This window comes from Paenibacillus sp. GCM10027628, from assembly GCF_042676385.1.
Taxonomy (GTDB): domain Bacteria; phylum Bacillota; class Bacilli; order Paenibacillales; family NBRC-103111; genus Paenibacillus_E.
On sequence record NZ_JBHTHA010000037.1, the window covers coordinates 104,707 to 123,006 of the forward strand.

Annotated in this window: 15 protein-coding genes; 10 read left to right on the forward strand and 5 right to left on the reverse strand. The window is 47.4% G+C overall.

Annotated features, from left to right (window positions below):
- Positions 1–7 precede the first annotated feature (7 nt).
- Positions 8–1,033 (reverse strand): LacI family DNA-binding transcriptional regulator, encoded by a 1,026-nt coding sequence (locus ACFQZT_RS25305; RefSeq protein ID WP_379304410.1) that lies wholly within the window; start codon positions 1,031–1,033, stop codon positions 8–10.
- 472 nt (positions 1,034–1,505) lie between these two features.
- On the opposite strand from ACFQZT_RS25305, the gene ACFQZT_RS25310 reads away from it, so the two are divergent.
- From ACFQZT_RS25310 to ACFQZT_RS25325, 4 genes are all read left to right on the forward strand, one after another.
- Positions 1,506–2,822 (forward strand): sugar ABC transporter substrate-binding protein, encoded by a 1,317-nt coding sequence (locus ACFQZT_RS25310; RefSeq protein ID WP_379304412.1) that lies wholly within the window; start codon positions 1,506–1,508, stop codon positions 2,820–2,822.
- Positions 2,823–2,930: 108 nt separating this feature from the next.
- A complete protein-coding gene (locus tag ACFQZT_RS25315; protein WP_379304414.1) occupies positions 2,931–4,289 on the forward strand; it encodes a carbohydrate ABC transporter permease in 1,359 nt (452 codons plus the stop codon).
- The gene (locus ACFQZT_RS25320; protein ID WP_379304416.1) at positions 4,286–5,131 is read left to right on the forward strand and encodes a sugar ABC transporter permease; all 846 of its coding nucleotides are present in this window, start codon (positions 4,286–4,288) and stop codon (positions 5,129–5,131) included. The genes ACFQZT_RS25315 and ACFQZT_RS25320 overlap by 4 nt, the downstream gene beginning before the upstream one ends.
- A gap of 59 nt (positions 5,132–5,190) precedes the next feature.
- On the forward strand, positions 5,191–6,876 hold the full coding sequence (locus ACFQZT_RS25325) for an alpha-amylase family glycosyl hydrolase (protein ID WP_379304418.1): 1,686 nt from the start codon (positions 5,191–5,193) through the stop codon (positions 6,874–6,876).
- A 76-nt stretch (positions 6,877–6,952) separates the two neighbouring features.
- Here the strand turns inward: ACFQZT_RS25325 and ACFQZT_RS25330 are convergent, their stop codons facing one another.
- The 3 genes from ACFQZT_RS25330 to ACFQZT_RS25340 all read right to left on the reverse strand — a co-directional run bounded on the left by ACFQZT_RS25330 (position 6,953) and on the right by ACFQZT_RS25340 (position 9,923).
- Positions 6,953–8,707: an alpha-glycosidase gene (locus tag ACFQZT_RS25330; RefSeq protein ID WP_379304646.1), complete on the reverse strand. Its 1,755-nt coding sequence runs from the start codon at positions 8,705–8,707 to the stop codon at positions 6,953–6,955.
- Positions 8,708–8,871: 164 nt separating this feature from the next.
- Positions 8,872–9,360, reverse strand: a complete 489-nt coding sequence (locus ACFQZT_RS25335) for a cysteine hydrolase family protein (RefSeq protein WP_379304420.1) — start codon at positions 9,358–9,360, stop codon at positions 8,872–8,874.
- Between the two features lie 53 nt (positions 9,361–9,413).
- A complete protein-coding gene (locus ACFQZT_RS25340; protein ID WP_379304422.1) occupies positions 9,414–9,923 on the reverse strand; it encodes a GNAT family N-acetyltransferase in 510 nt (169 codons plus the stop codon).
- Positions 9,924–10,064: 141 nt separating this feature from the next.
- On the opposite strand from ACFQZT_RS25340, the gene ACFQZT_RS25345 reads away from it, so the two are divergent.
- The 3 genes from ACFQZT_RS25345 (at position 10,065) to ssuE (ending at position 14,294) form a co-directional block, all read left to right on the forward strand.
- Positions 10,065–10,292: a DUF7667 family protein gene (locus ACFQZT_RS25345; RefSeq protein WP_379304424.1), complete on the forward strand. Its 228-nt coding sequence runs from the start codon at positions 10,065–10,067 to the stop codon at positions 10,290–10,292.
- An 89-nt stretch (positions 10,293–10,381) separates the two neighbouring features.
- Positions 10,382–13,585, forward strand: a complete 3,204-nt coding sequence (locus ACFQZT_RS25350) for a glycosyltransferase family 39 protein (protein WP_379304426.1) — start codon at positions 10,382–10,384, stop codon at positions 13,583–13,585.
- Positions 13,586–13,745: 160 nt separating this feature from the next.
- Positions 13,746–14,294: an NADPH-dependent FMN reductase gene (ssuE, locus tag ACFQZT_RS25355; RefSeq protein WP_379304428.1), complete on the forward strand. Its 549-nt coding sequence runs from the start codon at positions 13,746–13,748 to the stop codon at positions 14,292–14,294.
- 69 nt (positions 14,295–14,363) lie between these two features.
- Here the strand turns inward: ssuE and ACFQZT_RS25360 are convergent, their stop codons facing one another.
- Positions 14,364–15,383 (reverse strand): aldo/keto reductase, encoded by a 1,020-nt coding sequence (locus tag ACFQZT_RS25360; RefSeq protein ID WP_379304430.1) that lies wholly within the window; start codon positions 15,381–15,383, stop codon positions 14,364–14,366.
- Positions 15,384–15,601: 218 nt separating this feature from the next.
- On the opposite strand from ACFQZT_RS25360, the gene ACFQZT_RS25365 reads away from it, so the two are divergent.
- From ACFQZT_RS25365 to ACFQZT_RS25375, 3 genes are all read left to right on the forward strand, one after another.
- A complete protein-coding gene (locus ACFQZT_RS25365; RefSeq protein ID WP_379304432.1) occupies positions 15,602–16,450 on the forward strand; it encodes an AraC family transcriptional regulator in 849 nt (282 codons plus the stop codon).
- Between the two features lie 660 nt (positions 16,451–17,110).
- Positions 17,111–17,383: an RNA polymerase factor sigma-54 gene (locus ACFQZT_RS25370; RefSeq protein ID WP_379304648.1), complete on the forward strand. Its 273-nt coding sequence runs from the start codon at positions 17,111–17,113 to the stop codon at positions 17,381–17,383.
- Positions 17,384–17,399: 16 nt separating this feature from the next.
- Positions 17,400–18,290, forward strand: coding sequence for a dihydrodipicolinate synthase family protein (locus tag ACFQZT_RS25375; RefSeq protein WP_379304434.1), 891 nt, complete (start codon positions 17,400–17,402; stop codon positions 18,288–18,290).
- Positions 18,291–18,300: the final 10 nt, after the last annotated feature.

Below are 18,300 nucleotides of genomic sequence, written 5' to 3' on the forward strand. Positions count from 1 at the left end.
ACGCTCCTTAGCTTTGTATAGTATGAAGGGATGATTCACGGGCAACCAATCGATGAGGAATGATGATGTGGTGATGATGAATCGATTCTCCCTTAACGGCTCTGATTAATGTTTGTGAAGCTGTATAGCCCAACTGATAAATCCCGATATCGACGGAACTGATCGGCGGAGAAGCCAGCTCAGACATCGATATGTTGTTAAATCCGACTAGGCTGAGATCGCTCGGCACTTTGTAGCCGAGTTCTGTCAGTCCGCGAAGGACGCCAAACGCGACGACATCGTCGATCGCGACGAGCGCAGTCGGACGTTCCGGCAAGTTCATAAAAAACGACATGGCCCGGTACCCGCTTTCCTGTAAAAACTCACCTTCCACAATCCATTCGGATTGAATCTCCAGCCCTGCTTCTCTCATCGCTTGGACATAGCCATCCATCCTGTCCTTGGAAACGATCAGATTCGGAGGTCCGCTCACAAAACCAACGCGTTTATGGCCCTGGGCAATGAGATGGCGGGTGGCGTCATAAGCGGCTTGTACATTGTTATTATCTACAGAAAGTACCTCCGGAAAGTCCTCGCTCCGTCCTACAAGCACAAAAGGAAACTGTTGTTCTTTGAGAAAGGCAATGACAGGATCGGATTTTCGCGAATACAACAAAATGACGCCGTCGACTCTCCGGCCCTTGACGAGTCGGGTCACGGCATCGACTTCTTCGCTCTCTGTCGTTCCTGTGGTCATCATAAGGTCGTATCCGCTGCGGGTTGATTGCGTAACGACACCGCGAATAATCTCCGAGAAAAAGAGGTTAAGAAAGAGCTCTTCCGCGGAGCGCGGCAGGAGAATCCCTATCGTCTGCGTGGTTTTGGACACAAGACTTTTGGCCATCACATTCGGATGGTAGCCCATCTCCTGCATAATGTCCTTAACCTTACGAATCGTGGCCGGACTAATACGAGGGTGCCCGGAAATAACGCGGGAAACGGTAGATGGCGAAACGCCTGCTTTTTTTGCAACGTCGATGATCGTTACGGACATAGGTGTAATCCTCCAGTGCAAACGATTGAACCAATTCATTTCAAGGCTGAATTCATCATTTTCTATGTTAGCCTATTTGTATAGAAAAAGTAAATATGACATGCCAGAAGGATTTGAATTTGTACGATCGCAGTACTCAAGGAAACTTTGTGCAAAATTTGCACAGATTTCTTTGGCACATTACAAGAAACTTAGATATTTGAGGAAAGATTAAGAGATTGCCTAGCAAGCTAAGGAAACTCACCTTATTCGGTTTATGCAAACGTTTTTATAAAAGCTGGGGTCTAGTGTATGATGATGGCATGAATGAAGCGTTTGCAAAAGAAGTGCGGAATCGGCACCATATTCTTATAAATTGCTGTTCGATTGCAAGTTTGAACAAATTAGTACAAACGTTTGCACAGACTTTTCTTTTGTAATCGTTATCCTAAAATGATCATCCTTATTTTCACATTGAGAGGGGTATAACCAAATGAATTTGAGTAAATCAATGTCTATGTTTGCAGCTGTAACCGTTGTAACTTTGTCCGTAACGGCTTGTTCTTCTGGTTCGAAACCTGCGGAAACATCGAAACCTGCTGAAACGGCAGCAGCTACGGCAGCGGCAGCCGTCACAACTCCGGCAAGCGGCGGAACAGAGGAATTGAAGCCGGAAGCCGGCGCTAAACTAAAAATTTGGGACAGCAAAGATGAGAGAGCGTTTACCGACGAAATGATTAAAGAATTCACGGCAAAATACAATGTGCCGGTTGAACTTGAAGAACTTGCACCTCCTAACGTTGTCACTCGCCTTCAAACGGATGGTCCTACAGGTCTTGCAGCAGACGTTATGATTTTCCCGCATGACCATGTCGGTCGCGCCGTAGCCGGTGAATTGCTATTGCCTAACGATGTGTTTGGCGATGTAACAAAGAAAGAAAACACAGAAAGCGCGATTCAAGGTGTTTCTTATAACAACTTATTGTTCGGATACCCGCGCGCGGCAGAAACTTACGCCCTTTACTACAACAAAGATTTAGTAAAAGAAGCGCCTAAATCCTTTGATGATGTCATTGCCTTCAGCAAGACATTCAATAAAGACAACAAGTACAGCATCATGTGGGAAACTGGCAACTTCTACTTCAACTATCCGTTCATCGCTTCCAGCGGCGGCTATCTGTTCGGCAAAAATGGGACGGACAAAAATGATCTCGGCATTAACAATGACGGCGCTGTAACTTCGATGAAAGTGTACGCTGGCCTGAAGCAAATTCTGCCGGTTAAATCGGCTGATATTACGGCTGATATCAAGCGCGGTAAATTTACCGCTCAAGAAATTGCGATGGATATCAATGGTCCTTGGGAGCTTGCCGGATACAAAAAAGCACTCGGCGACAAACTTGGTGTAGCGGATATCCCGACCATTGCAGGCAAACCTGCCGTTTCTTTTTCCGGCATTAAAGCTTGGTACGTAAGTTCCTTCACGAAATATCCGAATGCTTCCAAGCTGTTCGCCCGTTTTGCTTCTACCAAAGATGCGCAGCTGAAACTTAACAAATTAGTTGGATCCGTTCCGACCAATAAAGAGGCTCAAAACGATCCGCAAATTAAAAATGATCCTTACGTATCCGGTTTCGTAAGTCAATTCAATCATTCCGTTCCGATGCCGTCCATTCCTGAAATGAACAACGTATGGGCACCTGCAGGCGCAGCATTGACGGAAGTATGGGATAACGGCAAAGACCCTAAAGCTGCTCTCGACAATGCGGTCACACAAATCAAAGATTTGAACAACGGTGCAAAAAAATAAGCGAAGTCTTCGCAATCAGGCATCACGTTCACCCGCTGGCCCGCTGGTAGTGCCGGCAGCCGGCGGGTGAACCTTCATTTTTTGCGGAAAGGGGATGGAATCGGCCAAATGTCAAACCATAAAAGCACTGTTGCGGCATTCAATAGTCAGGCGCAAGCGGCTTCCTTCCAGGGGAGAGCAGCAGCGATACTATCTGTTTTAAGCTTGGGTTTGGGTCAACTTTATAATCGTCAATGGATTAAAGGTTTGATTTTGCTTTGCATAGAAGCGGTCGCTGTCATCTATTTCAAGAATAATTTGGTTAGAGGAATTTGGGGAATCGTTACTTTAGGAGAACTGCCCCGACATTTAGACAAAACAACAGGGAAATTTGTAGACGGAGATCATTCGATTTTCTTAATGATTCAAGGTTTGATTACGATACTTGTGTTAGTTGTAATTATCGTTATTTACGTATTAAACATTCGGGATGCCTATCGGATTGGCAAGCAGCGAGAAGCGGGAATTGTCCCTAATAACATCGTAGGCTCTTTCAAATATATATTGGATAAAAAGTTCGCGGAAGTTTTCCTCACGCTTCCCGGGTTAGGCATCTTGTTTTTTACCATTATGCCGATCATATTCGGAATGATGATTGCCTTCACGAACTACTCATCGCCTGATCATATTCCGCCTGCGAAGCTGGTCGATTGGGTTGGATTTGATACATTTAAAGATCTCGTCACGTTAAAAACCTGGAGTCATACCTTTTATGGCGTATTGACATGGACGATCGTTTGGGCCGTATTTTCAACGGTAACGACCTTTTTTGGCGGCTTTTTGGTTGCGCTCATTATCCAGCAAAAAGAAATTCGTTTCAAAGCGATGTGGCGCACGATACTCATTATTCCTTACGCCATTCCTCAGCTCATCTCCTTGCTCGTCATGCGCAACCTGTTTAACGGGCAATTCGGACCGATCAATCAATACCTGGCCTACTTCGGACTGGGCAAAATTCCTTGGCTGTCTGACCCTTTCTGGGCGAAAGTGACGGTTATCGTCGTGAATATGTGGGTCGGTATCCCTGTATCCATGCTGCTCATTATGGGGGTATTGGTGACGATCCCGCGTGACTTTTACGAAGCGGCGGAAGTGGATGGAGCCTCGGTATTTCAGAAGTTTCGGATTATTACGTTTCCGATGGTGATGTTTACTTGCGCGCCGATTTTAATCACGCAATTCGCAGGAAATATCAATAACTTTAATGCGATCTTCCTGCTTACCGGGGGGGCTCCGGTCAAAGGGGATTACCAATATGCGGGCGCAACGGACTTGCTCGTGACCTGGCTTTACAACCTGACCCTTAGCCAGTCCAGATACAATATGGCTTCGGCGCTCGGCATTATCATTTTCGTCATGATTGCCGTATTCTCGATATACAATTACCGCCGAACCCGTTCGTTTAAAGAGGAGGACATGATCCAATGACAGGGAGAAAACTAGCTACTTGGCTGCGGGTCGGATTCAGCTATGCCTTCCTGGTCGTGGCTTCGATATTTGCTCTTTATCCGGCAGTCTGGGTATTGTTCGGATCGCTTCGTCCAGGGAAATCGCTCTACAGCAAAACGTTTATACCGGAAAGCTTTACGTTTGAACACTATAAAGAGCTCTTTACCTCGAGCAGCTTCATATTCGGTCAATGGTACATGAATACGCTGAAAATCGCGCTGTTATCGATGATTTTCGGAACGATTCTGGTTTTGCTAACGGGCTATGCGCTATCCAGATTCCGATTTAAGGGACGTAAAAATATCATGTCCTTATTGCTCATTTTGAGCTTATTTCCAGGATTTTTGAGCATCATCGCTCTGTTTATTTTGTTGAAGCAATTGAACTTGCTTGATACGCAGCCTGCGCTTATTCTCGTATATGCTTGCGGGGCTCCGCTGCTTGGCACTTTTATTGCGAAAGGTTTTTTCGATACGATTCCACGCAGCTTGGACGATGCCGCAAGAATCGATGGCGCGAACAATATTTCCATTTTCACACGCATCATGCTTCCTTTATCCAGACCGATGCTGACGTACGTAGCTTTGACGCAGTTTGTCGGTCCTTGGGTCGATTATATTTTTGCCAGTTTCGTCCTGCGCAGCAGAGACAAATGGACGGTAGCGGTCGGTTTATACGACCAGGTATCCAGTAATCAGAATCAAAACTTTACGATATTTGCAGCAGCGTCCGTATTGATTGCGATACCGATAGGTCTGTTATTCATGTATTTGCAGCGCTTTTTAGTGGAAGGCCTGACTTCCGGGGCAAGTAAAGGGTGAGGCGGCAATTATAGCACAGTTTTAATGAAATAATATGGAATGGCCAAGGAGATCATACAATGTTATCTGTCTTTCCGGCAAAAGGTACACATGGCGTAAGATTTGTTTATTACACAGATCAACAGGTTGATAGTGTCGCGGTCGCAGGTACTTTCAATAATTGGAATGGCGATAGAAACTACATGAACAAAATGGAAGATGCCAAAGGCTGGGAGATTGAATTAACCATCCCAAAGGGAAGGCATCTATATAAATTTGTAGTGAACGGGGAAGCGTGGATCCTAGATCCACTGAATCCAAACGTGTCGGAAGACGGGCAAAACAATTCGGCCATTACAGTCACTGAGCTTGGAGAAGTACTGATCAGAACTACGGAGATTTCAAAAGCACGACCGGGATATATGTATGAGAATTTTACGGCTATCCAAAGCCCCGAATGGCTTAAAAAATCAGTGATTTATGAACTTCATCTCAGGGCGTTTACCGAAAACGGTTTTCGTGGACTAACGGAAAAGATCAACTATTTTAAAAAAATGGGAATAAACACCCTATGGCTGATGCCGTTTAACGAAGTCGGACGAGAGGGGAGAATTGGGAAATATGGCGATCCTTACGCGGTTAAAGATTTTTATTCGACAGATCCTACTTTCGGAACAAAAGAGGACTTATTAACCTTTATTCGCAGCGCTCATGAGAACGGGATCCAAGTCATTATGGATTGGGTTTTGAACCGCACAAGCGCGGATCACGTTTTGACAAGCAGCCATCCGGCATATTTTTCACGAAATGAACGGGGCGAGATCTATTATGATGTGCCCAATCGAGCGTATTTCGCCGGGTTACAATTTAATAACCGCGAAATGAGGAAATATGTCATTGAGGCCATGAAATATTGGATACTTGAGTTTGATTTTGACGGTATTCGATTAGACGATTCGGATCTTGCTCCCTATGAGTTCCTAACTGAGATCAAGCAATCACTGCAAGAAGTAAAAGCCGATCTCATCCTGATCTCACAGTCCTACGATGAATATCATCATATTGAATCTTGCGACTTGACCTACGATGGCAGTCCCCGGTTATTGATTCGTGATATGGTTGACAGAACCATCACACAGGCTGATTTTATCGCGATTTATAATTCTTTTAAGTACAGCTTTCCTAAAAATGCGCTAAGAATGAGTTGGCTGGAGGAAAAGGAACGGTCAAGAGTATGTAACTACTTTGGAGAAAAGCTTGCGTGGCCTGCCGCTTCTATACTGCTAACCCTTGAAGGTGTTCCGTGCATAATGATGGGGCAGGAATTTAATGAGAATACGATGGAGACATGGACATCTTTATTTAATGCTTTTCAGCTGAACTGGAATCAATTTGATTCGGAAATTTTTGAGCACTATCGATTCTTGATCCATCTGCGGACCAACAATCCCGCATTTTGGAGGGGAGAATTAGTGTTCATTCACAATTCTGAAGAGAGGGTGTTATCGTATATAAGACAATACGAAGACAACAAGTATTTGATCGTTGTTAATTTATCAGAGGATGTTTTGTTTGTCGGTTTTGATAATAACAGCCTGGTTGGCGAATTTATCGGAAATAGGGGAAATGTGATTTATCGTACCGGCAGAGACGGTCATCATGCTGAGGGAGATTCATCTGAACTATGGCTAGATGGCTATGAAACAATGATTCTCCTTTCGAGCGGAACGCCTGACAAGCAAGAAGTGCCGATATATAAAGAATAAGGAAGGGGCTTTCCCAGGTAGATTCATCTACTTATGGGAAAGCCCCGTTTGTTTTGCTAGCCGCTACGCAGGCTAGCTACTCCGCGCGCAGCACGGCGAAGCCGTACGGCGGAAGCTTCACTTGAAGCTTCCCGCCTTCCGGCGCCGCCGTGGCTGCGCCTTCGAGCGCATCGCGCCAGCTGCGCTCGCCGCTCAGTTGTTTGACGCTCAGCTTCGCCGAGCGTCTGTCCGCGTTCACAAGAATGAGCAGATGCTCATTCCCGTGAACGCGTTCCAGCACAAGCCGCGCATCGCCCGGCTTGGCGTGCAGGAAGCGCATGCTGCCGCTGCGCAGCGCTTCGCTGCCTTTCCGCAGGGCGATGAGCCTGCGGTAGAACTCGAACAGGTCGCGGTCCTGGCGGGACGCGTCCCATTCCATGCAGCGGCGGCAATCCGGGTCCCCGCCGCCGCTCATGCCAACCTCATCGCCGTAGTAGATGCACGGCGTGCCGGGAAAGGCGAATTGAAGCAGCGCAGCCAGCTTCATTCGCCGTTTGTCCTCGCCGCACTGCGTGAGCAGGCGAGGGGTGTCGTGGCTGTCGAGCAAGTTGAACGCAGCCTCGTTCGCTTGCTGTGGGTAGCTCGCCAGCAGCGAGCCTACCGCATTGGCAAAGCCGGCGCCGTCCAGCTTGCCGGTCGTCACGAAGTCCAATACCGCGTTCGTGAATGGGTAGTTCATGACGGCGTCGAACTGGTCACCTTGCAGCCACATCATCGAATCGTGCCAAATTTCGCCGAGGATGTACGCTTCCGGATTGGAATGTTTCACTTTATCGCGAAACATTCGCCAGAAGCGGTGATCGACTTCATTAGCTACATCCAGACGCCAGCCATCGATGCCAATTTCCTTGATCCAGAATTCGGCGACTTCGAGAAGATAAGCTTTAACTTCGGGATTTTCCGTATTCAGCTTCGGCATGATCGGTTCAAAAGCAAACGTTTCATAAGTCGGAATGCCGTTTTCTTCGACGCGCAGCGGCCATTCCTTGACATGGAACCAGTCAGCGTAGGGGGAATCGGCTCCTTTTTCCAGCACATCAACGAAAGGAGGAAACGTCTTGCCGCAATGATTGAACACCGCATCCAGCAGAACGCGAATGCCCCGTCTATGGCACTCCTCGACTAGCTGCTTAAGCGTTTCGTTCGTACCGAATTGCGGATCGACCTTAAGATAATCCCGCGTATCATACTTATGATTTGTCGTCGCTTCAAACAGCGGTGTGAAATAAATCGCATTCACACCTAGTTCCGTGAGATGGTCAAGATGCGAGATGACGCCCGCCAGATCCCCGCCGAAGAAGTTCGTCGGCGTCGGCTTCCCGCCCCAAGGCTGTACGCCTTCCGGATCCAGTGACGGATCCCCATTCGCGAATCGTTCCGGAAAGATTTGATAGAAAACCGCATCCTTGACCCAAGCCGGCGGCGTGAAAATATCAGCCGGATTCAAGAACGGATACTCGAACATGCCGGTGGAGTCTTTAGGCTCCTTGTTATGAAATCCTTGCTCCGTGAGCCAAAGCTGCTCTTTGCCGGATTGCAGCAGAAAGGCATAGCGCAGTCTGCGGAAAGGCGGCTCGATGGCGGCTTCCCAGTAATCGAACAAGGCGTCGCTGGTCAAAATACGCATCTCGCTATACACAGAGGTTTTCTCCCAAGCGTATTTATCTCCGGCTAAGACGGACACCTTTTTGACGTCATCGCGTTTGGTACGGATTCTTAGGTGTACGGTTTTCCCGTCATAGGCATAGGCCCAATTTAATTTCGGGCGGTGGTAGACGGCTTCAATAACTATAGACATCTTGTTAATCCCCTCTCAGCTCCGGCAAAAACCAACGCAAAAAAGGCACAACCTGCGAATCGGGTTTCGATTCCGAGGTTGTACCTGTCGGTAGCATTGCCTTTAAATTATTTTAATTATACTAAACTTTGGGAAGTTAGTAAACGGATCTTTTCCTTTTAGGAGTTAACCATAAATTGGATAACCGGGTAGGAAATCATATGGCGGTCACGATAGGTTTGGTGAATTACATCCTCTTTTGAACTTACGATCCCATGCTGCAAAATGGCTGTTTTGAATCCTCGCTCTATTGCACCATTATAGGTGGACAGTACGCAGTACTCGGCCGCATTGCCTGCGACAACGACGAACCCGATTTCACGATCGGCAAGAATCTGCTCAAGTTCGGTTTTCCAGAAAGCATTGGAATAGGTTTTTGTCACAACAAGCTCTTCTTGTTCTCTGTTAATTTCAGGGATAAAATCAAGCAGCTCCGGAATGATCGTGCCGGCGTCTTCCACATCCTGAATATGGATGATCGGGTGCCCCTTCGCGCGAAGGATGCTAGCGACATAATTGATATATTCGCAAGCGCTTGATACGGTGTTTTGGGGTAGACTTTGCAGGAAAACCTTTTGCATATCGATAACTAAAAGTGCGATTTTCATCGAATCTCTCCTAACTAAAATGTTGATGTGTTTAAGCTGAATTTACTCGCTTTCTAGATCTGTTTATAGTAAATCACAGTCTCTTCCAGGCTTCCGTCGGCTGATTTGGCAAAAAAGGGAATGCGCCCAGCTTCGGTGTAACCGATTGATCGATATAAAAGATTGGAAGGATCGCTTGCCCGGGTATCCAGCACTAATAAGCTTCTGTCCGCCTGTTTGGCCTTCTCCTCTGCGATTTGCATAAGCAAACGGGCGGTACCTTTTCTTCGGCCCAGAGGATGTACCATTAACTTAGCAATTTCCGCTCGATGCCCGGCATTTTGCTTTAACGCTAAATGCAACTGCACGGTTCCGATCATTTGATCGTCGTCTACAGCAATCCATAAATAAACGCCGGGTTGGACAACCTCTTGCCAATAGGCGTGCGCGTCCTCAGAACTTAAAGGAGGTAAAAAACCGATCGAAGCACCATTTTCAACGACCGTTATTAAAAGTTCGCTTAAGTTGTTTAATACGTTTTGGTCCATCGCCTTTACTTCGATGATTTCAATACCATTACCCACGCAAACCAAATCCTCCCTTCTTTTGCAACTACATTTTACCTTTATTTACATATTCGTACAAGTGTTCTTGTTTCACATCCTCCATCTTTGTCCATACTGCATAATGTTAGCTACTTCTATCTTCAGGAGGACTTAGGAACGATGTTGGCCGTTCATCAACGTATGGCGGAGTTATGGACATTGCGCAGAGCGCGGGAGCTGACGAGAGCGGAACAAGATGAGCTGATGCTGTGCTTGGAAGCGAACGCGACCTATGTATGGAATCGATTAAAGCTGGAGAATTTATCGCTTTGCGCTTCACTCACCGCCGATTATGATTGGCTGCACGAGATTTGCGAGCGCATCGAAAAGCTTGAGCCTAAGCACTGACCAGGGAGTCGGTGCTTTTTTCCTTTTCTGCGGCAAGTGGGACGAGTATAATGGGAATAGTTAGGATTGGGGGAAAAGGAGATTTCTGCATGTTAAGCTGGTTCAAGCAACTGGGGAGCTCCCCCAAAAGGATGCTGATCATGGGCATTCTTCTTCTTGTCGCGCTGCTGATGCGGCTGCTGATTGCGCCCGTCTGGATTGGCTATGATACGGATGTGCGAACGTTCATGGCATGGTCCGATCGCGCTTATACGGTAGGTCTGTCTGGACTATACACGAATGCCAAAGACTATTTCCTTGACTACCCGCCAGGATATATGTATGTGCTCTATGTGGTTGGCATGCTTCACCACAAGCTCTCTATCCCTTGGGAAAACTGGGAATCGTTGATCATTTTAAAGCTTCCGGCAATCTTAGCCGATCTGGTAACCGCTTATGTCATTTATCGTCTTGCTCTAAGCAAGAATGGCGGCGCGAGAACGTGGCTTCAAGCTTTGGGTCTTGCTGCTTTGTTTGTTTTTGACCCTGCCATTTGGGTGAACTCAGCGGTTTGGGGACAGGTTGACTCGTTTTTCATGCTGTTTATTCTCGCCACCTTCTTGATGCAGCAGCAGGGAAAGCTGCCGCAAGCATCGGTTTTTATAGCGCTAGCCATCTTGCTGAAACCGCAAGCTTTGTTGTTTGGCATCTTTCTGCTGATCGATGTCATTCGCAGACGCAATGCGGTGGTATGGCTGTTAAGCATCCTGAGCGGTGCGGCGACGATCGCCGTGTCGGCGCTCCCTTTTGCCATAGGAAGAGGATATGGATGGCTGTTTGAACTGTATTCCGGTACATTGGCCTCATACCCGTATGCCTCGTTGAATGCCTTCAATGTCATGGCGCTGCTGGGCGGCAACTTCATCGATATGACTTCAGGTGTGCTGCACATCTCCTATCAATGGATAGGCTGGGTGCTTATGGGGTTTTCCATTATTTACGTTTGCTACTTGTATATACGCAGCAGGGGGCAGCGCGGAGCACTGCTTTACATCTCATTTATGTTTATCACCGCCGTGTTTATGTGCATGACCAAAATGCATGAGCGCTATTTGCATTATGGTCTGCTGCTGGCGCTTTGTAGTTTCATATACATAAAAGATCGCCGGATTCTCCGGTTGTTTATCGGATTCAGCCTTACTCATTTTATTAATGTTGCGGATGTGCTATTGCGCAGTTTCCACCAGGATTATCACATTCCGCGTTATGATTCGTTGATGCTTATCGTTTCAGCGGTAAATGTCATTTTGTTCGGCTATGCATGTTTATTGGGATGGAGGCTTTTCGTGGAACCACTTCAAGGACAGGGGGCGGAGGATCATAACCCGCATCCACCTGAGAAACTAGGTCCATCGTTCTCCGAACGCTGGGACGCCATTTTCAAACCTCGTGAAGACGAGATCGAAAGAAGCGGCAAAGGACGCTTTTTTGCTAAAAAAGATATGTGGTACTTAGGCGGTTTGGTATTGGTTTATACGCTTATTGCGCTGTCCCACCTCGGCGGGCATAAGGACCCTGTTACGTTTTGGAAACCGGCAAACTCGGGGGAAGCCGTAGTGGTTGATTTAGGGGCTGCCCATAACCTTACGAGAATTAACAGTTTTGCGGGCGTTGGGGAAGGGGCGTACTCCTATTGGTTCTCCATGGACGGGAAGGATTGGAAGAACCCGATAGCGGTGAAGTCCGATCATACGAAGGTATTTACATGGAATACCGTAGAGCCAAAGCTGGATGCGCGCTATGTAAAAATTACAATCGACTCGCATGAGAGTGCAGCGCTTCATCTCCATGAAGTGGGAATTTTCGGTGACGGGAGCACGGCGATTTTACCGATCCTTCAAGTCACCGAACAAAATGTAAGTGCGTCTGATGAAGGCAAACCTGCTCTACTGTTTGATGAGCCAAGCGTAGTGCCATACACACCTACGTATATGGAAGGTTCCTATTTCGATGAGATTTATCATGCGAGAACAGCGTATGAGCACCTTCATCAAATCGAGCCTTATGAAAGCACGCATCCGCCGCTCGGCAAAATTCTCATTTCGATTGGGATCTACGTGTTTGGCTTAAATCCGTTTGGATGGAGAATCATTGGCACCTTATTCGGTGTAGCGATGATTCCCGTCATCTATGTGTTCGCCAAGCGGATGTTCGGACGCTCTGAGTTTGCATTTGTCGCTGCATTTTTGCTTACGTTCGACTTTATGCATTTCGCGCAGACGCGGATCGCGACGATCGATGTGTATGGGGTATTCTTCATCATGCTGATGTTCTATTTCATGTACCGTTATACGACGCTCAATTTTTATCGCGAACGGCTTTGGGCGACGCTTGTACCTCTTGGTTTATCCGGATTGTTTTTTGGCATAGGGGCTGCTTCCAAATGGATCGTGATTTATGGCGGTGCAGGGCTCGCCTTGTTGCTCCTGTTATCGCTGCTTGAGCGCTTTAGCGAATATCGTTTCGCTCGACAGTTACTGCGCGAAGACTCTTCCATTACGGAATCTGAATCGACTGTAGATGCTGCTTCTGAACAGGTCCGTTTAACAGCCGAACAGAGCAGCCGATTGCAGCTTGTACAGCGTCTTTTCTTGAGAAATACGATCCTTACGCTTGCTTGGTGTGTGCTTATGTTCATCATTGTGCCGCTTGGCGTCTATACATTATCTTATATCCCGTTTATGATGGTTCCCGGACCGGGTCACGGCCTGAAGGACATCGTCACGTACCAGGTGCACATGTACAAATATCATAAAGATCTCGTCGCTACGCACCCGTTCTCATCTCCATGGTGGGAATGGCCGTTGATGCTGAGGCCGATCTGGTACTATCAGGCAAAGCTGATGCCGGAGGGCATGCTGTCCAGCATCATTTCCTTCGGGAATCCGCTCGTTTGGTGGCCGGGATTCATAGCGGTGTTATTATCGTTTTATGTGGTTTTCAAACGAAGAGATCGCAAGCTTCGCATGCTGCTGATCGCCTATTGCTCACAGTATTTGCCATGGATTCTTGTGCCGAGACTCACGTTTATTTATCATTATTTTGCGATGGTTCCTTTCCTTATTCTCATATTAACCTACTATATAAAAGAGTATTTGGAGGAAGGATCGCTGTATAGACGGAAGCGGGTATATGGATATTTGACAGGGGTGCTGCTGCTGTTCGTGCTCTTCTATCCGATCTTGTCAGGCATGATCATTCCTGCTAAGTATTCGTTTTTCCTACGCTGGCTGCCCGGCTGGAACTTCTTTTAAGCAATTAGGTGTTGACGATCAGTTTGGGCGATGATAAGATAAATCCAAGTGAAATACTATGATTTGTTCAAGTCGACCGGACTACTGGAGACTCCCCCTTTGCCCTCGTGATAAAGGCTGTGGAGTCTTTTTTTAAAACTAATAACGGAGAGTGAATGACATGGCTAAAGTAGTGATTATTTCTGGAAGTCCGACCCCAACATCCCGATTGCACGGCGTCATTGAAGTCGCCAAAGTGGAGCTGCTGCAAGCCGGATTGGACGTCGAATGGATTAAAGTTCGAGATATCCCGGCGGAGGATCTGCTGTATGCTAACTTCAATAGCGAAGCGATCGTAAAAGCCAACGCGATTGTTGCTGAAGCGGATGCCGTATTCGTCGCAACACCGGTGTACAAAGCCTCCTACACGGGCGTTCTGAAAGCATTTCTCGATCTTCTCCCACAAAAAGGGCTTGACCGTAAAATTGTGCTCCCGCTTGCAGTAGGCGGTACGATCTCGCATTTGCTTGCCATTGATTATGCATTAAAGCCAGTTTTGTCGTCGTTAGGCGCCCAGAACATTTTGCAAGGCGTATATGTATTGGATAAGCAAGTGACTTGGGGCGATCAGGGCCAGGCTATTCTGGATGATGAAATCTCTACGCGTTTACACGAATCCGTCTCCGAGTTCATTCAAGAAATCAAATGGCATACAAATCGTCAAGCATAATCCATAACAAAGCGGCAGTCCTGAACCTTTATGTTCATGGCTGCCGCTTTGTTATTGCAAAGAATGGGGTTATTTCAATGCTGCTGTAACTTGAGGGTCAAGCAGCTTGGCTGTAAACCAGTTCGGATATAGTGGCTCAGGACGTGTCAATTGATCCAGAGTTGCGAGTTCTTCCGAGCTCAGTTCCAGCTCGCTTGCGTTCAAATTTTCATTGAGTTGGGCTATTTTACTAGAACCCAGCAGAATGCTGTTTACATGAGTCTGCGCTAGCAACCAAGCAATCGACACTTGCGCAGGGGTTGCGCTATGTCGCTGCGCAATGTCCCGTACAGTATCCAGAATGGCAAAGCCATGTTCCTTGTCATGTGGAAAGAAATCGAATCCGCTCAGTCGGTTGTTCGGATCGTTGAGGTTGTCGCGCGTATATTTCCCGCTTAAGAATCCGCTGGCCAAAGGGCTCCATACCGTTAATCCCACTCCGCAGTTCGTCATGAACGGCACCGTATCATGCTCGACATCACGGCCGATTAAGGAGTAATACATTTGGCCGTTAATGAACGGGGCCCATCCGCGTTCGCGCTGCATCTGAAGCGCTTGGGCTGCAAGCCAAGCCGGCCAGTTAGAATAGCCAATATACCGGACTTTTCCTTGACGGACAAGATCGTTCAATGCTTCAAGCGTTTCTTCAAGCGGAGTGAACGGGTCAGTCTTATGGACGATATAAAGATCAATATAATCCGTATTCAATCTGGTCAAGCTCGCTTCGCATGCGTTGAACAGATGCCTGCGGGATAGTCCGGATTGAACAAGGGCAGAACCCACCCGCATGCCGGCTTTAGTGGCGACGATTGTTTCTTTCCGGCACGCACCCAGCAATCGTCCGAGCATTTCTTCGCTTTGTCCGTCTGCATAAGCGTCAGCCGTGTCAAAGAAGTTAATGCCGACGTCAAGGGCATGGTCCACCAGATTTTGCGCCACATCCTGATCGACTTTGTATACGCTTGGAATGTTCCCCGAGCCAAAAGTCATAGTCCCGAATGCCAACCTCGATACGATCAAACCGGAATTGCCTAATCTCGTGTATTTCATTATGTACACAACCTCCTAAGATAATGAATGCCTCTTGTCTTGACTCAAGTATAATATGTTCCGGACTGCTCTTTCTTGCACATAATGATCACGATATTGTACAAAATGCTCATTCATCGTACAGGTCGCATTGAACTTGATCAGAAGTCGCGATACAATGAAATGGAAATTGTTGGGCGAAGTCCCCGTAATATTCTCGCTTAATGGAGGTGAAATTCTTGCCGAACGATCCAGTCGTGACAGGCAGCGCCTTGGGGTGGTCCGATGTGAAGGTTTCGGGTTGGGAAGGCGTTTCTCCTCAAGAAGCTTTCGAGCCGGTTTTGTCCGACCATCTGCTTGTGATCCATCTGACCCCGGAGCCAGTGCGTGTGTTTGAACGGGCGGACGGGTATCGCGGAGACGGGGTGGCGCATCAGGGCGACATCAATTTGTTCTCGGCAGGCGATATGTCATTCTGCAGGTGGGAAGAGGACATCTCGTTTATTCGCCTGGATGTGCCGCCGACCTTAACCGATCAGGTGGCCGCTGAAATGGAGCTTCCGCAAGGAAGTGCCATCGATTTCGGCAGGCACATTCGGCTGCGCGATGACCGAGTCGTCCACTTGGCGCAGTGGCTGCTGGCGGATTTGAAAGACGGTGGGCCTGGCGGCAAATTGTATACCGATTCGCTCATTCGGATGTTGTCAGTTCATTTGCTGCAACGCTACGGTACGGTTGACGGAAAGCAAACAACAGCCCATCAGCGGCTGGCCCGGAAGCAATTGGTGGGCGCCCTGGAATATATTCATGCGCATCTCGGGCAGGAGATTTCCTTAGATGATCTGGCGGCGTCGGCTCATGTCAGCTCCTCACATTTGGTTCGGCTTTTTAAGGAAGCCATGGGAGTGCCTCCGCATCGTTATGTCATACAGGAGCGAATTCGTAGAGCACAGCAACTATTGCTAGGCGGAAATGCCGTACATGACGTTGCAGCGGCGCTCGGTTTCAGCGACCAGAGCCATTTACACCGCCATTTCACACGCATCCTGGGCGTTACTCCGCGTGAGTTTGTGCGTCAATCCCGATAGCATTGGCATGCAAACTTCAAGTTTTATTTTCATACACGACAGTGGGCTGGAAGAAAGAGGATCTTGGGATGCTTAAAAAATGGAGACAAACGTACTGAAACGCTTATCCATGGATCATGGGTCCACTAGCTGGAAAGGTGTTTTTCATCGTTACAGAGGCGAAGGGGAACTGAAGTCGTGTCTCTAACGATGTTTTGAATACTTACTGACGAGAAAAAAGCGGATTTGTACGCGAGTGTAGCTCTGGAAAGATGTTCTTCATCGTAACAGACATGTGTGGATGCTGCAATCGTGCCTCTAATGATATTTTTCATCTTTGCAGACGAGAAGATGGCGGATTAATTAAGACAAGTTCGTTCCCAAATGCTCCTAAGTTGGGATTTAAGGGAAGTAAAAAGACCGTTTAGCCTGTGAAATGGCTTTAAACGGTCTTTTGTCTTTTTCAGTGGAAAGGAGAGGCTTCCTTTTTGCTCAAAATTGGAGGCACACATGGTGAAAATTTTTGGTACATAACTAGATCCCGCCAAACATTGGCATGCAAATTGCTAGCTACTATATTGGATCTTGTTTCTTAACTGCTGGAGCAGTTGTTAGATAACCCATTTATGGAAATTGAAAGGATGCCGGTTTAGGCGATTGCCAGAGATTCGAACGCTATTGATGGAGCTTCAACTGTGGGTTAGGGGACATTTACAGGATCTAGCTAAAGGAATAGCTGACAAAATATCTAAGGAATTGGACATTGACACGCATCAAGTGTCTAAAATTTTAGACTGCATTCGTATGATTGATTCTCGTCCTGGTCTTACCTTGCTGAGGAGAAGCTATTTTGTTCCAACTTGCGGCGGAAAAGCAGATGATACGAGTATTTTGAGGAGGAGGGATGCGTATTCGAGCATTTCTGACGGTTTGCTGAGAAAAAACTTAAATTGAGAGGAGACAGATCAATATGATTCAATTTCCAGGTGTTTATGTTGCTACAATTACGCCTTTTACAGATGCTTATGAGGTTGATTTCAAACGTCTGCAAGAGCATGTCGATTGGTTGATCCAGAATGGTGTGAATGGCATTATTCCTACGGGGTCGCTAGGTGAGTATGCGGCTCTTACCAGAGAAGAGAGAGCGCAGGTGATTACGGCAACAATCGATGCGGCAGCGGGGCGGGTACCGGTTGTCATCGGTTCGGCGGCACCTTCTACGAAGCAAGTGGTTGAATTGATTCAGTTCTCCAAAGAGAAAGGCGCTGTTGGCGTTATGGCGCTTCCGCCAATCAATTACAAGCCGACCGAAGCTGAGGTCATTGCCCATTATGAAGCGATATCTAACGCAGGTCTGCCTGTTATCGTGTATAACAATCCGTTTGATTATCCGGTTGATTTAACACCTCGTGTCTTGCAAAAGCTATCGCAGTTTGAAAATATCGTTGCCGTCAAAGAATTTTCAGGTGATGTGCGCCGTATTTACGACATCATCCGCGAAACCGATCTGGAAGTGATGATCGGCGTGGATGATCTGGCAATGGAAGGCGCCTTGGCGGGGGCAACCGGGTGGATCGCCGGATTCGCCAATGCATTGCCGAAAGAAAGCATCGATGTGTTCGAATGGGCGAGAGCCGGGCGTGTGCAAGATTCACTCGATCTTTACCGCTATTTACTGCCGCTATTCCACTTCGATGCAAGTCCGCGCTTGGTTCAAGCGATCAAATACACGATGGATTTAATTGGCCGTCCGACAGGTCCGAGCCGTCCGCCTCGCTTGCCGCTTGCTGAAGAGGAGAGACTCGCTGTCCTGGCGGCATACGAATATGCTGTCAACCGGCCTGTTCATGCAAAACCATAATATCATAACG

What these genes read in the sequence shown, in the direction of transcription:
- ACFQZT_RS25305 (WP_379304410.1), bottom strand. Translation starts at nt 1,033, where the DNA reads ATGTCCGTAACGATCATCGACGTTGCAAAAAAAGCAGGCGTTTCGCCA.
- ACFQZT_RS25310 (WP_379304412.1), top strand. Translation starts at nt 1,506, where the DNA reads ATGAATTTGAGTAAATCAATGTCTATGTTTGCAGCTGTAACCGTTGTA.
- ACFQZT_RS25315 (WP_379304414.1), top strand. Translation starts at nt 2,931, where the DNA reads ATGTCAAACCATAAAAGCACTGTTGCGGCATTCAATAGTCAGGCGCAA.
- ACFQZT_RS25320 (WP_379304416.1), top strand. Translation starts at nt 4,286, where the DNA reads ATGACAGGGAGAAAACTAGCTACTTGGCTGCGGGTCGGATTCAGCTAT.
- ACFQZT_RS25325 (WP_379304418.1), top strand. Translation starts at nt 5,191, where the DNA reads ATGTTATCTGTCTTTCCGGCAAAAGGTACACATGGCGTAAGATTTGTT.
- ACFQZT_RS25335 (WP_379304420.1), bottom strand. Translation starts at nt 9,360, where the DNA reads ATGAAAATCGCACTTTTAGTTATCGATATGCAAAAGGTTTTCCTGCAA.
- ACFQZT_RS25345 (WP_379304424.1), top strand. Translation starts at nt 10,065, where the DNA reads ATGTTGGCCGTTCATCAACGTATGGCGGAGTTATGGACATTGCGCAGA.
- ACFQZT_RS25350 (WP_379304426.1), top strand. Translation starts at nt 10,382, where the DNA reads ATGTTAAGCTGGTTCAAGCAACTGGGGAGCTCCCCCAAAAGGATGCTG.
- ssuE (WP_379304428.1), top strand. Translation starts at nt 13,746, where the DNA reads ATGGCTAAAGTAGTGATTATTTCTGGAAGTCCGACCCCAACATCCCGA.
- ACFQZT_RS25360 (WP_379304430.1), bottom strand. Translation starts at nt 15,383, where the DNA reads ATGAAATACACGAGATTAGGCAATTCCGGTTTGATCGTATCGAGGTTG.
- ACFQZT_RS25370 (WP_379304648.1), top strand. Translation starts at nt 17,111, where the DNA reads ATGGAGCTTCAACTGTGGGTTAGGGGACATTTACAGGATCTAGCTAAA.
- ACFQZT_RS25375 (WP_379304434.1), top strand. Translation starts at nt 17,400, where the DNA reads ATGATTCAATTTCCAGGTGTTTATGTTGCTACAATTACGCCTTTTACA.